This window comes from Aggregatilinea sp., from assembly GCF_036822615.1.
Lineage (GTDB): Bacteria > Chloroflexota > Anaerolineae > Aggregatilineales > Aggregatilineaceae > Aggregatilinea.
The window spans coordinates 1-14,241 of sequence record NZ_DAISHJ010000075.1; the positions used below are offsets into that span (position 1 = coordinate 1).

Annotated in this window: 11 protein-coding genes; 2 read left to right on the forward strand and 9 right to left on the reverse strand. The window is 63.1% G+C overall.

Going from position 1 to position 14,241, the window contains the following annotated elements; all coding sequences use genetic code 11:
- The first annotated feature begins 222 nt into the window (after positions 1-222).
- Entirely contained in the window at positions 223-1,203 is a 981-nt protein-coding gene (locus tag V7116_RS17585; RefSeq protein WP_324393266.1) for an IS110 family transposase, read from the forward strand.
- Positions 1,204-1,453: 250 nt separating this feature from the next.
- Here the strand turns inward: V7116_RS17585 and V7116_RS17590 are convergent, their stop codons facing one another.
- The 4 genes from V7116_RS17590 to V7116_RS17605 all read right to left on the reverse strand — a co-directional run bounded on the left by V7116_RS17590 (position 1,454) and on the right by V7116_RS17605 (position 6,018).
- Positions 1,454-2,170: a hypothetical protein gene (locus tag V7116_RS17590; protein WP_324393267.1), complete on the reverse strand. Its 717-nt coding sequence runs from the start codon at positions 2,168-2,170 to the stop codon at positions 1,454-1,456.
- Positions 2,171-2,449: 279 nt separating this feature from the next.
- Positions 2,450-3,556: a DUF1385 domain-containing protein gene (locus V7116_RS17595; protein WP_324393268.1), complete on the reverse strand. Its 1,107-nt coding sequence runs from the start codon at positions 3,554-3,556 to the stop codon at positions 2,450-2,452.
- Positions 3,557-3,821: 265 nt separating this feature from the next.
- Complete coding sequence (locus V7116_RS17600) at positions 3,822-4,997, reverse strand: MFS transporter (protein ID WP_324393269.1); 1,176 nt, start codon at positions 4,995-4,997, stop codon at positions 3,822-3,824.
- A gap of 19 nt (positions 4,998-5,016) precedes the next feature.
- Positions 5,017-6,018 (reverse strand): GNAT family N-acetyltransferase, encoded by a 1,002-nt coding sequence (locus tag V7116_RS17605; RefSeq protein ID WP_324393270.1) that lies wholly within the window; start codon positions 6,016-6,018, stop codon positions 5,017-5,019.
- Between the two features lie 117 nt (positions 6,019-6,135).
- Between V7116_RS17605 and V7116_RS17610 the strand changes: the two genes are divergently transcribed.
- Entirely contained in the window at positions 6,136-7,068 is a 933-nt protein-coding gene (locus V7116_RS17610) for a LysM peptidoglycan-binding domain-containing protein (RefSeq protein ID WP_324393271.1), read from the forward strand.
- A 76-nt stretch (positions 7,069-7,144) separates the two neighbouring features.
- Here the strand turns inward: V7116_RS17610 and V7116_RS17615 are convergent, their stop codons facing one another.
- The 5 genes from V7116_RS17615 to V7116_RS17635 form a co-directional block, all read right to left on the reverse strand.
- Positions 7,145-8,509, reverse strand: coding sequence for a CpXC domain-containing protein (locus V7116_RS17615; RefSeq protein WP_324393272.1), 1,365 nt, complete (start codon positions 8,507-8,509; stop codon positions 7,145-7,147).
- Between the two features lie 205 nt (positions 8,510-8,714).
- Positions 8,715-10,298 carry an ATP-binding protein gene (locus tag V7116_RS17620; RefSeq protein WP_324393273.1) on the reverse strand — a complete coding sequence of 528 codons (1,584 nt, stop codon included), beginning with the start codon at positions 10,296-10,298 and terminating at the stop codon, positions 8,715-8,717.
- A gap of 295 nt (positions 10,299-10,593) precedes the next feature.
- Complete coding sequence (locus V7116_RS17625) at positions 10,594-11,490, reverse strand: alpha/beta fold hydrolase (RefSeq protein ID WP_324393274.1); 897 nt, start codon at positions 11,488-11,490, stop codon at positions 10,594-10,596.
- Between the two features lie 200 nt (positions 11,491-11,690).
- Positions 11,691-12,608 carry an ADP-ribosylglycohydrolase family protein gene (locus V7116_RS17630; RefSeq protein WP_324393275.1) on the reverse strand — a complete coding sequence of 306 codons (918 nt, stop codon included), beginning with the start codon at positions 12,606-12,608 and terminating at the stop codon, positions 11,691-11,693.
- 5 nt (positions 12,609-12,613) lie between these two features.
- Positions 12,614-13,951 carry an acetyl ornithine aminotransferase family protein gene (locus tag V7116_RS17635; RefSeq protein WP_324393276.1) on the reverse strand — a complete coding sequence of 446 codons (1,338 nt, stop codon included), beginning with the start codon at positions 13,949-13,951 and terminating at the stop codon, positions 12,614-12,616.
- Positions 13,952-14,241: the final 290 nt, after the last annotated feature.

A 14,241-nucleotide genomic window follows, 5' to 3' on the forward strand; every position in this document is an offset into this window, starting at 1 on the left:
CCCCTTGTATGATAGAAAGCAAGGAAGAAGAGTGAAGGGAGTCCGCCCAGGGAGACATTGAACGGACCTCTAAAGGCGAGGACCTTGGTGGAGAGATGAATGCCCCTGGGAAAACCCGGTCAAGACTTCGGACGGTACCTGAAGCGGCGTGAATGACGAAGCGCAGAGCTTGGATGAGGCAAGGCTGGAGCGAGGACCGGACGGACGAAGCAGGAGGGTGAGATGGAACAGGCAGCGGCAGTCGTAGGGATCGATGTATCCAAAGCGACGCTGGACGTGGCGTTGGTGCAAGGGGGGAAGAACGCGGAAGTGAGGCAGTACGCCAACGACGCGGCGGGGGTGAAGGCGCTGGCGACGTGGCTGAAGCAGCGGCGAGCGAGGGAGGCGCATGTGTGCCTGGAAGCGACAGGGACCTATGGGGATGCGGTCGCGTTGGCGCTGTACCAGGCGGGTTACCGGGTGAGCGTGGTCAATCCGGCGCGGATCAAGGGGTACGGGCAGAGCCAGCTGAAACGCAACAAGACAGACCGGCTGGATGCGGTCTTGATTGCCGACTTTTGTCGCACCCAACAGCCTGAGTTGTGGACGCCGCCCGACCCGGTGTGGCTGGAACTGCGGGCCATGGCGCGGCATCTGGTGGACCTGAAGAGCATGCGCCAACAGGAGAAGAACCGGCTGGGCGTGGAGACCTCGACAAAGGTGCAGGAGGTGTTGGAGGCACACATCACCTTTATCGACCACCAAATCGAGGACCTTGAGCAGGACATCCAGCGGTTCATCGACCAGCATCCCGACCTCAAGCGAGACCGTGAGCTGTTGGTGAGCATTCCCGGCTTGTCCGACCTGAGCGCCAGCCTGCTATTGGCCGAAGTCCCTGACCTGCGTGCGTTTGGCTCCGCTCGCCAACTCGTGGCGTTTGCCGGTCTCAACCCGCAGCAGCGCACCTCGGGCTCCTCGGTGCGGGGACAAACCCCGTTGTCCAAGATGGGCAGCCCTACGTTGCGGCGCGTGCTTTACATGCCCGCCTTAGCCGCGCAGCGCTTCAACCCGATCCTGGCGCCGTGGGCCGCTCAGCTCAAAGCTCGCGGCAAGTCCAAAATGGAGACCCTGGGGGCAGTGATGCGCAAATTGCTCGTCCTGGCCTACGGCGTGCTGAAGTCGGGGCAGCCTTTCGATCCAGCGTTTTCAACGGCTGCTCCTTGATTTTTAACACGGTATCTCTCCATTCGGAGATGGCGAGGGGAAAAGGGGAGCCAAGCCCGCCACTATTACGCACAAAAAAAGCCCCCGGCGCGTGCCAGGGGCTTTTAGAGTCTCGTGCGGATGTGGGAGCGCGGATCAGCCCACAGCGGCAACGGGGCAGATCCGTCGCGCGAACCTGTACGGGCAAGTTGCCAGAGAAATCATTCCAATATACCAGACCCGTATGTATTCTAGCGGAGTCCCAATAAAATTATCTTTTTGTTGTATTTGAAAGTGAAACTGAAAGATTATATAAAGATGCATTTAATCGATATTCAAGGCCCTTTAGAGTGTCGTTGAGAGTGGAAAATCCAGCCATAAGCAGCTTATTCGTCTTTCGTTGTTCATAGATAGTCGCGAAATTTATATTTGTTTGACCTTTGCGAACGATAGCCGACATTCTTTCAACCGTTCTTCTTGCCTCCGGTAGATCCTTAACACTAAACTGAAACGTTGGTGGCATACCACTAAATTGTGAAACGTCGCGTGTATATGTTTCAGCGTTTCGATTCAATTTGTCAATATAATCTTTATATTTCGCTAACCAGTATGCAGCATCTTCAACAGCATCCCAAAAAGGAGCAAACGCTCCTGCACTAAATTCACGCTCAGCCGTGGAAAGAGACCCCCCTGCCCTTGATAGAACGGAGGGCAATTTACTCACAATCTCATTTGAGTCAGCAACAGTGACAGTAAGAGCGTTGTATAGTCGTTGTTGCTGCTGTTCCTGATAACGACGCGTCTCTTCTGCGCGTCGACGTAGCTCGTCCTCCCGTTGGCGATCTTCCTCCGCACGTCGACGCGCCTCGTTATCCTGTCGGCGAACTTCCTCCGCACGTTGCCGTCTCATTTGCGCTTGCCGATCTAGGTATAAATATGTGATAAACCCGACAACTACTAAGATAGCAACTATAATTACTATATCCATATACATATGCTCCAGGCTTCTAATCTTTCTTTATTAGTTATTATACAGCATTTCTTTGCTTAGATCCGAGTTCTTTATAAAGCCAGAAAGTTGCCAGATCTTTCGTACACTCTTAAGCTCTACTGAATGCGAGAAGCCAACTAGAGATATTTCTTGAATGAAAGCAAACAGCTAATCACCGCTGGTTTTCTTCAGATAGCACTCAAATATCAGACACCTAACGCAAAAAAGCCCCCGGCGCGTGCCGAGGGCTTTTGGTTGCCGGGAAACTCCGCGCGATCAGTCCGCGGCGGCGACCGGCATATCCGTCGCGGGAACCGAGGCCGGGGCCGTCTGCGCGACCGGCTGCGCCGCACGCTCGGCGGCCAGCACATGCTCCAGCGCGGCGATGCCCACTTCGCACATGCTCAGGTCAGGCTCGCGCGTGGTCAAATGCTGCAGGGCCAGATTCGGCTTGGTGATCAGGCGGACAATCGGGTTATCCAGGTGCTTGGCCGTGAACCGGATGAACTCGTAGGCGATGCCCGCGATCGGGAAAATCAGGCCGATGCGCGACAGCAGCAGCAAGAAAATGTTGCTGGGACGCCCGGTAATCATGTGGATGATCACGGACAGGACCACCAGCGTCAGCAGGAAAGCCGTACCGCAGCGCGGGTGCTCGATCGGGTACGTGTTGACCGTCTCCGGCGTCAGTTCCGCCCCGGCTTCGTAGGCGTTGATCGTCTTGTGCTCCGCGCCGTGATAGCCGAACAGCCGCTTGACGTCGTTCATCTGACCGATGCCCCAGATGTACCCGACCAGCAGCGACAGTTTGATCAGCCCTTCGACCGCGTCGGCCAGCAGGCGGCTGTCCATGCCGGTCGCCTCGCGCACGCCCGCCGACAGCGCGGCTGGCAACACGAAAAACAGCCCGATGCCCATGCTCAGCGAGACGACGACGAGGCCCATCCCGGCGGCGCTCTCCATCGAAAAATCGACGTCTTCTTCTTCCGACAGGGCCACGTCCGACGACCACAGCAGCGCGCGCGTGCCCAGGCCAAGCGAATCCCACAGCGTGACCAGTCCGCGCACGAACGGCCAGCGCGCGATGCGACCCCGGTAGAGCGTGGCGTTGAGCGGAATCTCCTTGACTTCGATGCCGCCCTGCACTTCGGTCGTTTCGATCGCGCCGCTGTACGGCCCGACGATGCGCACGCCCGCGACCAGCACCGCGTTTCCGGCGACGGTCGCGGCGCACGGCCCCGACGTTTCGGCCAACTCGGCGCTGATCTGCTTATGATTGGGTTTGCGGGCGGCGACGGCGGCGATATAGCGCCCGCGCATCATCACGCCCTCGATTACCGCCTGGCCCCCGTACGAAAACTGTAACGGCTTCTGCTCTGCCATCGCTCGCTCTACTCCTCGTTCCGACGTTGGGTGTCGCCTTGCGACCGCCCCATTGTGCCGCGTCCGTTCCCGGCATGCAAGTGACCCGCTTTTTTCGGCGGTCAGGAGTCGGGAAAAGCAAAGGCGACCTCACCCCCGGCCCCTCTCCAATCAAGTTGGGAGGGGAGACAAGCGAATCTCCGGTGATTTTCGTAGGGGCGGGTTTGCAACCCGCCCTGGTTTTACGTTCCCAGTTTTAAGATCAAACAACTCACATGCGGTGCGGTTAGCTTCGCTGCGCGGCGCGATTGGCGTAGGTGGTCATGCCCATGACCGCCAGCAGCAGCACGCCCACGACCCCGTAGGCCGCCTGAATCCCGGCCTGGTCCGCGACCGCGCCGAGGATCTGCGGGCCGCCGAAGATCGCCACACCCGCGCCCGCCATCACGCGCCCGCTGGCCTCGTCGGAGTGGTCCGCACCGACGCCGACCGCCAGGGACATCAGCAGCGGGAACAGGTTGCACACGCCCAGCCCGGCCACGAACAGCCCGGCGACCATCACCACGTTGGCGGGCGCAATCCAGAACGCCAGGAAGCCCGCCAGCGTGATGCCGATGGCGATCCGCAGCAGGCGGTTCGGCTCGATCCGGCGCGACAGGCGGCTGGCCCCGAAGCGCCCGGTCACCATCGCCAGGAAGTAGAGCGACATTAGCATCGACGCGTCCGCGCGGCGCAGCCCGCCCACGGAGGTCATGTAATCCGCGCCCCACACCACGAACGACCACTCGATCGCCACGCCGATCACCAGCGTCGCCCAGTAGATCCAGAACAGGCGCGGCAGCGTGCCCCGCCGCGACCGCTTGACGGGCGGAACCGTCTCTTCGGCGGGCACAGGCATCGGGTCGCGCCGCCAGACGATATAGGCGACCGCCCACACCAGCACTGCCGTATAGAGCGCGCTGCGCCACCCGATCCCGATCCGCTGCAAGCCACCGACCAGCAGCGGCGCAAGGCCCGCGCCGATGCTCGCGCCGACGTTCGACTCGGTCAGCGCGATGGTGCGCAGCGGGCCGTGCCGGTCCGCCAGCCCGGACTGGATGCACGTAATGAGGAACGTGCCGACGAAGCCCATCATCCACGCCCCGGTGATGGTGATGGCCGGGTGCATGCCGATCGCCACGATCAGCGCGCCGAGCGCCATGCCCGCGCCGCCGCCCCAGAAGACCCACCAGCGCCCCCAACGGCGCACAGCGCCATCGGCCAGAAAGCCCGACACGATCATGCCGATCGCCAGCGCGCTCGAATGCAGCGCGCCTTCGGAATAGTTGAGGTGCAGCTCGTCGCGCAGGAAGGGCATCAGCGGGCCGACGATCGCTTGCAGGTACGAAAAAAACGCGAGCATTAAGTAGGCAAGCCAGGTGAAACGGTCGCGGGTGAATACCGCGCTGGGTGAAATGAACATTTCTGCTCGCTTGTGTCTGTCAGGAATGAGTCAGGATACGAAGTCCCATCGTCTGGTGATCGGCAGGCCGGGCAAACCCGGCGGCCTGCGCGGCCTCTACCAACGCGGGCTGCCACAGGGGAACGGTCAAGTCGATGCGGTGGCCGGGGCCGGTTTGCAGCAGATTGCCCAGCGCATAGCGCACCATGAACGCAGCGGGCGCGGGATGGGCCGGATCGAGCGCCAGCCGCAAGTTGTGCCGCCCGCCGCCGCGCACGCGGGCGCCGAAGCCACCGTAACCGGCGACGCCGCCTTCCGGCCCGCGCACGACAAAGTCCTCGCTTTGCACACCGGTCGCCGCACGCATGACCGGCATCAGCAGGCGGGCCGGACCCGGCTGGCGGAAGCGGCCCGGATCGACGGGCTGGTACGTGGCGACGTCCGGCGGCGTGATGCGCTGCATCAGATCGTAGCGCGGCTGCCAGTCGAACATCGACGAGGCAACGAGCGCGTAGCCGTCCGGCAGCGCAACCGGCTCCGGTGCGCGATCGCCCTCGTGCACCATCTCGGCCTTGCTCGCAAAATGCACGAAGCCCAGCCGCTCGTACAGTGTGTAAGCGGGCGTGTTGCCTGCGACCACGTCCAGCGTGATCACTTCCGCGCCCCGCTCCCGAGCGAAGTCCATGCACGCCTCGACCAGCATCCGCGCGATGCCGCGCCGCCGGTACGCGGGCAGCACCGCCACGTTGGCGATATACCAGAGATCGGTCGTGCCCTGCCGCATGACGTTCGACAGCCCCACGACCTGCCCGTCTTCCTCCCAGACGAAGCCGCGCATCACGTCGCGCAGCGCGGGGGAAAACCAGCCCATCACGCGCAGCACCGGCCAGATGCGCCGGATGCCGCGCAGCGAATCGGTCAGCCCCTCCAACTCGTCTTGCTGGAAGCTCCATGCCTCATTGTCGGGGTAATGAAACGCCTGCGGGATCAGATCGACCAGGACAGATATGTCGTCCGGCAGCTCGAAGGGACGCAGCGGCATCAGAAACTCACAATCCGGCGCGGCGCGCCGTACGTCAGGATAAATTTGCAGGTTCTTTACTCAGTCTACCATTTTACCTCTGCTACAATGTCTGTACCGCAAGTTGAGGAGAGACATATGCCAAAACGCCCACTCTGGCTGGTCGCTGTCGTCCTGATGGCGGCGAGCCTCGCCTGTTCGCTCTCGTCGGGCGGCGACGAAGAACCGAAACCGATCGATACGGCGACGCCCGCGCCGACTGCCATATCCGCCCTGCCTTCGCCCACGCCCGCCAACACAGCTGCGCCGACCCAGGCTCCGGCGGCGACGGCGGCCCCGATCCAGACCAGCGCGCCCAACTGCACCGTGCGCAATGACTGGCCGACCCTGGTGGTGAATAACGGCGACACGCTCAGCGGCATCGCGCTGGCAACGGGCAGCACCGTGCAGGCGCTGGTGACGGCCAACTGCCTGAACAACGCCAACGCGATCGAAGCCGGGCAGCGGCTGCACGTCCCGGCCCTGCCGCCGCCCAGCCCGGTACCGACGCCCGCGCAGTTGTGCGGAAACAAGTGGTTCTTCACCTTCGCGCAGGGGAAATGGGATCTGCTGGGGACCTGCCCCGATCCGGTGATCCAGGTGGACGCCGTCGGGCAGGACTTCGAAGGCGGGCGCGCCTACTGGTACGCCGCCCTGCCGGGCAGCAGCGATCCGCGCGGGACGGTGTGGGTCATCTACAACGACGGATACTGGGTCACCTATCCCGATACGTGGCAAACCGGCGAGATGGAATCGGACCCGGGGATCACGCCGCCCACCGGGCGCTACCAGCCCGTGCAGCGCATCGGCAAGGTGTGGCGCGACAATGCCGACGTGCGCGCCAAGCTCGGGTGGGCGTACAGCCCGCAGCAGGCTTTCACCGGACGCATGCAGTGGCCCAGCGGCAGCGACGCCGTATGGGCGGGCCAGACGCGCTACTGGTACATCGACCACGGCGCGTGGGGTCTCGTGCTGCGCGTGTATTCGGTGGATATGGGGCCGAACGTGTGGGAAGTCGCCGGAGAGTATTAGCGCGGCGGCGAGAGAGTAAACGAAAAAAGGGCGGGTCCAGTGACCCGCCCTTCGCATCTACAGCACAATCGGAACGTTAGGCCCCGGCGGAAACGTACGAGGCAACCGCCGCCGTATAGCCGCGCAGACGCGCAGCCTCGTCGCTGCGCTCGCTCTCGTCGAGGTCCTGGGCGACCGCTTCCATCAGTTCCAGCAGTTCCGGCCCGTACTGGCCCGCCTGCGCCTGGATCACGGCGTAGGCGTCGGCCTCGGTGGGCGCGCTCATCAGCTCGTTGATGAACCGGATCTGAGGCGGCGCGGCATCGCGCAGAATTTCCAGCACCTTATCGAGCACCTGCTTGAGCCGGGCACCCAACTGCAAATCCTGGTGTTCCTCGGCGTTGCGAATATTGGCCTGCAGCACCGCCAGGAACGTATCGTCGATCTGGTCCAGGCGGGGCCGGATCGCCGCGTCGATGTCTTCACTGTTGACGATGAAGCGCAGCGTATCGGCGGCGCGCTGCAGCACGACCTGCGTCTGCTGGTCGAGGGCGGTCGTCATTTCGAGCAGGTCCTGGCGCAGATCCACCAGCAGCTCGCGCTCCTCGCCTTCCGCCGCCGCCATCTTCGCGGACAGTTCCTGGAAGAAGTTGTAATCGAACGCGGGGCGCATCAGCCCCACCAGCGCCTGCACGCGGTCGGTATCACCCGCGTAGCTCAGCACGAGGTCCATGAACGCTTCACGCGTGAGGTTTTCGCCCAGGCGCTGCACGTCCTCGGCCACTTCACGGATCACTTCTTCCTGCACCTGCGCCTGCTGGAGCGCCTGCTGGCCGATTTCGGTGTTCTGGACGAGGAAGTTGTAGAGCAGGATCAGCCCTTCGGCCATCTCGTCCTTGCCGCTCTGCGCCGCGTTTTCGGCGGTGACGAGCGTCATCTGGAAGAATTCCAGGTCGATCATGTCCGCGTTTTCTTCGACCAGACGCGGCCACTGATCTTCGCCCACCTGCAAGAACATTTCCATGACGCGCATCTTCTCGCGCTGGGCGTCGCGCATTTCCTGCGTGATGCCTTCCGCGTCGAGGATCATGTCGATCATGCCGGGCAGCGTCAGCGCCTGCTTGGGCTGGAACAGGTAGCCCTTGCGTTTTTCCTGCGGGATGCTGTCCATCAGGCGCCGCGACAGATCGCCCACGACGCGCTCGCGCTCCTGCTGGGGGATGTTCAATTCCATCGGCACGTAGGTGATGAACAGTTCCCGCGCGCCGTCGTGATACACCAGCGGCGTGCCCACGGCCATCGTAAAGCCGCAGTTCGGACACTGGACTTGATTCACCTGGCCCGACAAAAAGCGCGTCTTGGCCTGCGGATCGTCGTCCACATTGATAATCTGCTCGACCACACCCTGAAACGATTGACCGCAGCGCGGGCAGGTCAGCGAGGTACGTACAACTTGGCTCATGAAACTGGCTCCTGAACATGCTAGGCTGGTCGAACGCAGGTCGCCAGCCGGTGTCCTTCACAAAAGCGCCATGAATGCGCCTGTATTGCTTCCCTATAATGAGTATAGGTGAGATGTGGAATGATGACCGTCCAGCCGTGCTGAAACGGCGTGCGAAGTGTACCGCGCCGCAGGCGGTCGGCCCACAACCTATAGGGGTTCCGGGTCAATCCTGGCGCGGGATGGTGAAGGTAAACGTCGCGCCGCCGCTGGGATTGTTGTTGGCCCAGATCCGCCCACCGTGCGCCTTGACGACGGCGTTCGCCAGATACAGCCCCAACCCGGTCCCCTGGGCGTTGTTGGTCAGCGCGTTGTTGACGCGATAGAAGCGCTCGAACACGCGCGAGAGTTCCTCTTCGGGCAGGCCGGGCCCTTCGTCGCGCACGGAGACCTGCACGTGCTTATCGTCGAACGTGCCCTTGATGACGATCTTGCCGCCTTTGGGCGAATACTTGATCGCGTTGCTGACGAGGTTATCGACCACCTGCCGCAGCCGCGTGCCATCGCCGCAGATAATCGGGAAATCGTCGGGAAAATCGGCGCGCAGGGTGTGATTGCCGGTCTGCGTCTGGAAGCGCTCGACGGCCTGCTCCGCGATGCCGCGCAGATTCACGTCATCGAGCTGGAGCTGCATGCCTTCCGCCTGCAGCTTGGAGGCCGCCAGCAGATTCTCGATCAGCTCCGTCAGGCGGTCGGCTTCTTCCTCGATCACGCCCAGGCCGCGCTTGAACGTGTCCGCGTCCCAGTCGGCGTCCTCGCGGCGCAGCGTATCGGCGTAGCCCTTGATCAGCGCAACGGGCGTCTTCAATTCGTGCGAGACGACCGAGATAAAGGTCGATTTCAGCCGCTCCGCTTCGCGGAAGTGCGTGATATCGCGCACGTTGGCGATGACGTTCTGTAATTCCCCCGTGCGGCGGAACAGCGGCGCATAGGTCACGCCGATGCTGATCGTCGTGCCGTCCAGCCGTTCGAGGTCGCCCTCGACGTACAGCACATTGGTCGAGTCGGCTTCGTCTTCGTCGGCGTCGCCGTAGGGCCAGCCCGTGCGCAGCGCGTCTTCGAGCGTCATCCCTACTTCGACGTGCCGCCAGCGGATGATGACATCGTGCGGGCGGGTCATGACCTGTTCCGCGTGCCAGCCGCTAATGCGGCTCAAGGCGCGGTTCCAGCGCTCGATGTGCAGGTGCTGGTCGAGGATCATCACGCCGTCGGCGCTGTTGTCGATGATCGCGGCGAGGCGCTGGCGCTCCTGGTTGGCGAACTCGTACATCCAGGCGTTGTGCACGGCGATCGCAGCCTGATCCGCGAAGCTTTGCAGCAAGCGGTGATCGTTATCGGTCGGCTGGCCCGCGTAGGTGCGGAAGATGAACAGGATGCCGAGCATCTGGTCGGCCATGATCATCGGCAGCGCAACGACCTGCCGCAGATTCAGGTTCATCTTGCGGGCGACCTTGCGCATCTTGCCGTGCAGCGCGGGCACGTTGAAGCCATCCTGCTTGTCGTAGGTGAGGTCTTCGAGCAGCGTGTCCAGCACTTCCGCCTGATCCGGCGGGATGCCGGTGATGGCGCGCGTACGGAAGTGCTCGCCATCGTACAACGCGATGATGCCTGCCTCGCCCGCCAACATCGAGGTGGCGGCTTGCAGGATCATGCGCAGCACTTCACCCAGGTCCAGTTGGGCCGTCAGGGCGCGGCTGATGTTCAGCAGGTAATCCCGCTGGCGGACGCGGTAATCAGGCAGTAGAAACATAGTGCGGTGATTGTATCATGCGCACCGCACTACGTGGGGCGATTTAGTAAAACTCTAGCGCAATTCTTGCGGAATTCTGATGCAGGGCGGGACCCCGAGCGCGTCATGCACTTCTGGCCCCATCCCCTGATCCCCTCCCCACGCAAGCGGCGGAAAGGGGAAATTGCCCCACACAACCCTGTTGCACGGGGATCCCGGGGAAAAACGGGCGGAGCAAGCCCCGCCCCTACGGATCATGGGGTCAATAGACAAGCGAGAAATCAGTTCTCTCGCTCAAAAAATCGCATAACACGCTCTAGACCACTGCTTCGCTGCCTGCCAGTGTTTGCGCCGCCCACGCCTGCACAAACCGCGTGAATTCTTCGACGTTCTCGATATACGGCAGGTGACCCGTTTGCCTGAACCACTGCAAGCGGCTGTTGGGGAGCGCGCGCGCCATTTCTTCCCCGTGCTGAGGGGGAATGATCGGGTCGCAATCCCCGTGCAAAACGGTCACCGGGAGCGTGATGTCTCTCAGCCACTCGATGATGTTGGTGTGCGGCATATTGTGGAAATAGGGATAGAGGGACGCGCTATCAAGCTGCGCGGAGTCGCGCAGCGTCAGCCGAATGGTCTCCTCATAACACGGATTCTGCCGCATGGCCTGCACATTATGGGACGCGTAGCGCAAAAAAAGCTTCACGATCGCGGGCTTGCCCATCGTCCGGCGCGTATAGGTTATGAATACAGCGCGCCCGATGCCCGGCAGATTCGCCATGAGTTGACCCGGGCGCAAGGCGGGACTGCCCCACCGGCCAAACGCAAACGCATCCACGAGGCAAATGCTTTCGACCAGCTCCGGCGCGGTGTGGGCCACGGTCAGCGACGCGTAGCCGCCCGTCGAGTGCCCCAACAGGCGTGCCGGACCGCCGCCGGTAAGCTGGCGCACGGCCTCGCTCATGATGCGGCCCATAAATTCCGGCGTCAGGTCGTGCGGAGCGAATGACTGATTCAGCGTGGCGGGATAATGGCCGGGCAAACTGAGCGAATACCAGTGATAGCCCGCTAAAACGTCCGCCAGAACGGGTTCCTGAAGGAAAATACTGCCGAGAATGCCGTGGATAAAAATGATCGGGGTTCCGGCTGCATTGGAGTTGTGTTCGGTCGCAACGAGCGTATGCCCTTCGATGGACAAGCTGTGTAGTTCACTCATTGAACTGTTCTTTCTGTGAGCGGGCTTCCTCAAAGCCGTGGCGCGCACTGCGAGGTTGATCATACTATAGGTAGGCAATTCGCGTTGGCGAAAACCGCCCCAAAACCGGCATGAGTCCATGAACCGCAGACGGCGCGCATCCGGACCGTTCAAAATTGAAGGTGCGGGGGTGAATCAGGAGTGCGCGCGCAAAAGGGTCCTCAGCCGCTATCTTGCCGAAACCAGCCGGGAAGCGGCGCGCGGCGGGCGCGCCACTCGGTGGGGATGGCTTCGATCCCGGCAGACAGCGCGACGATGCCGCCCACGATGGCGCAGGTCGTGTCCATGTCGCCGAGTCCCGCAGCGGTCAGCCAAATGGCGCGCTCGTAGTCGTCCGGCGATTCCCCGGCGCACCACAGCGTAAAGGGCACGGTGTCCTGCGCGCTGACGCCTTCCCCGCTGCCGAGGATCGCCGCTGCCTGTGCTGCGGTCGTCCCGGCAGGAAGATCGCGCGCACGTACCAGCCCGGCGCGCACGGCGCTGTCCGGCACGTAAGGCAAAACACGATCGATCAGCGCGGCGCGGGACAGGCGATCCCCGTCCACAGCGCTTTGCGCGGCCACGGCAGCCGCCACCGCGACGGCGACCGCCCCGGCGGACGCCTCGGGATGTGCGTGCGTTACGCGAGCGGAGAGCGCGGCCTGCTCCGCGCAGGTATCGAGGTCCCCGGCAAAGTACGCGCCGAGCGGCGCGACACGCATTGCGGCCCCGTTCCCATATGATCCCTGCCCGCCGAACATGGCGGCGGTGGCCGTCTGCCACGGCTCGCCCTCGCGGAGCGATTGCAGCAGCGTGTGCATGCTTTCGCCGTACCCGTGATGCGGCTCGTAGCGGTCGGCAAAACTGCGGGCCAGCGCGTCCGGCTCGATGCGACCGTGGGCGCGCAGGATCGACACGATGGAGAGCGCCATATAGGTATCGTCGGTGAAGGGCCACGGCGGACGGCGCAGCACGCGCCGTTCCAGCACGCTCAGGGCGATGGCGGGCGGCAGATTCATGATCTGCTGGCCGAACGCATCCCCAACCGACAACCCTTCCAGCGCGACAAGCGCGCGTTCGAGACGCTCCCCACCGTCCATGTGCATCAGTCCAGCAGATCCTCTTCGGCGTGCGCGATGGCGTGCTCCAGAATCGGCAGCGCCTCGTCGATGGTGGCTTGATCGACATTCAGCGGCGGCACGATGCGCAGCGTGCTGGTCCCGCAGCCGAGCAGCAGCAGCCCGGCCTGGAACGCGTAGTCCACCACGCGGTCGCGGAGCTGCTGGGCGGGCTTGCGCGTCTCGCGGTTCTGCACGAATTCCGTGCCGATCATCAGGCCCTTGCCGCGCACCTGCCCGATGCTCGGATGGCGCTGCGCGACGTCCTGAAGCTTATCCAGCAGGTACGCGCCCATCTGCGCCGCGTTGTCGATCAGCCCACCCTTCAGCAGATCGAACGTAGCGACGCCTGCCGCGCAGCTCACCGGATTGCCGCCGAACGTGCTGGCGTGCGCGCCGGGAACCCACGTACTCATGATCTCGCGCCGGGCGATGATCGCGGAGAGCGGCATCCCACTGGCGATGCCTTTCGCCGTGCACACGATGTCCGGCTCGACGCCCCAGTGCTCGACGGCCCACCACTTGCCGGTGCGACCCATACCGGTCTGCACCTCGTCCACGATCAGCAGGATTTCGTACTTGTCGCACAGGCGGCGCAGCGCCGGGAAGAAACCGTCGGGCGGCACGATGTACCCGCCCTCGCCCTGGATCGGCTCGACCAGAATGCCCGCGACTTCGGTCGGCGGGACTTCGGTCTGGAAGATGACATTTTCGATGTAGTCCACCACGCGCTCGCCGTAATCCTCGAAGCCTGCCGGGTTGAGGATGGGACGGTAGGCGTCCGGGTACGGGACGTGGGTGATGCCCGGCACGAGCGGGAACACGTCTTTACGCTGGACGTACTTGCTGGCCGTGAAGCTCAGCGCGCCCATTGTGCGCCCGTGGAACGCGCGCAGGAAGGCAATAAAACGCGGGCGTTCGGTGTAATAGCGCGCGAGCTTGGCCGCCGCTTCGATGGCCTCCGCGCCGCTGTTGCCGAAGAACACCATCGCGTCGCCGCTGAACGGGGCCACCGAGCACAGCCGCTCGGCCATTTCGATCTGGGCCGGATAATAAAAATCCGTTCCCGACATGTGGATGAAGCGCTCGGCCTGCTCCTGGATCGCCTTCACAACGTTTGGATGCGCATGGCCGGTCGCGGTGACGGCGATGCCCGTCGTGAAGTCGATGAACTCGTTGCCATCGACATCCCACACACGCGAGCCGCTGCCGCGATCGATGACGAACGGATAGCCGCGCGTATAGGACGGCGACAACACCTGCGCATCACGCTCGATCAGGGCATGGGCTTTGGGACCAGGCAGCACCTGGGGAGGGGTGGACATAGTGTTTCTCCTGATGTAGATGTAACTCTAAGTCAGCGTCGCGCGAAAACGCGCGGTGCGTCCGCCGGGGCGGCAGACGCTGGCCTGCGCGGTCGGGTGATCGCGCGCCTGCCATGAGCGAATTATTGCGCCTCGGACCGTTCGGCGCAAGGCAGTACTCCTGCCGGAACCGGCCTGCGAGACGGTCCTGGCCCGCCGCCAGACGAAAACCTGCCGCCCATCGAGTGATAGGCGGCAGGTCGATAAGGCCGTTGAAGCCCGCGCGCAGCAGCGATCAAACCTGCTTTTCG

Coding starts and splice junctions, on each gene's coding strand:
- V7116_RS17610 (WP_324393271.1), top strand. CDS start 6,136: ATGCCAAAACGCCCACTCTGGCTGGTCGCTGTCGTCCTGATGGCGGCG.
- V7116_RS17620 (WP_324393273.1), bottom strand. CDS start 10,298: ATGTTTCTACTGCCTGATTACCGCGTCCGCCAGCGGGATTACCTGCTG.
- V7116_RS17615 (WP_324393272.1), bottom strand. CDS start 8,509: ATGAGCCAAGTTGTACGTACCTCGCTGACCTGCCCGCGCTGCGGTCAA.
- V7116_RS17630 (WP_324393275.1), bottom strand. CDS start 12,608: ATGGACGGTGGGGAGCGTCTCGAACGCGCGCTTGTCGCGCTGGAAGGG.
- V7116_RS17595 (WP_324393268.1), bottom strand. CDS start 3,556: ATGGCAGAGCAGAAGCCGTTACAGTTTTCGTACGGGGGCCAGGCGGTA.
- V7116_RS17635 (WP_324393276.1), bottom strand. CDS start 13,951: ATGTCCACCCCTCCCCAGGTGCTGCCTGGTCCCAAAGCCCATGCCCTG.
- V7116_RS17590 (WP_324393267.1), bottom strand. CDS start 2,170: ATGGATATAGTAATTATAGTTGCTATCTTAGTAGTTGTCGGGTTTATC.
- V7116_RS17605 (WP_324393270.1), bottom strand. CDS start 6,018: ATGCCGCTGCGTCCCTTCGAGCTGCCGGACGACATATCTGTCCTGGTC.
- V7116_RS17625 (WP_324393274.1), bottom strand. CDS start 11,490: ATGAGTGAACTACACAGCTTGTCCATCGAAGGGCATACGCTCGTTGCG.
- V7116_RS17585 (WP_324393266.1), top strand. CDS start 223: ATGGAACAGGCAGCGGCAGTCGTAGGGATCGATGTATCCAAAGCGACG.
- V7116_RS17600 (WP_324393269.1), bottom strand. CDS start 4,997: ATGTTCATTTCACCCAGCGCGGTATTCACCCGCGACCGTTTCACCTGG.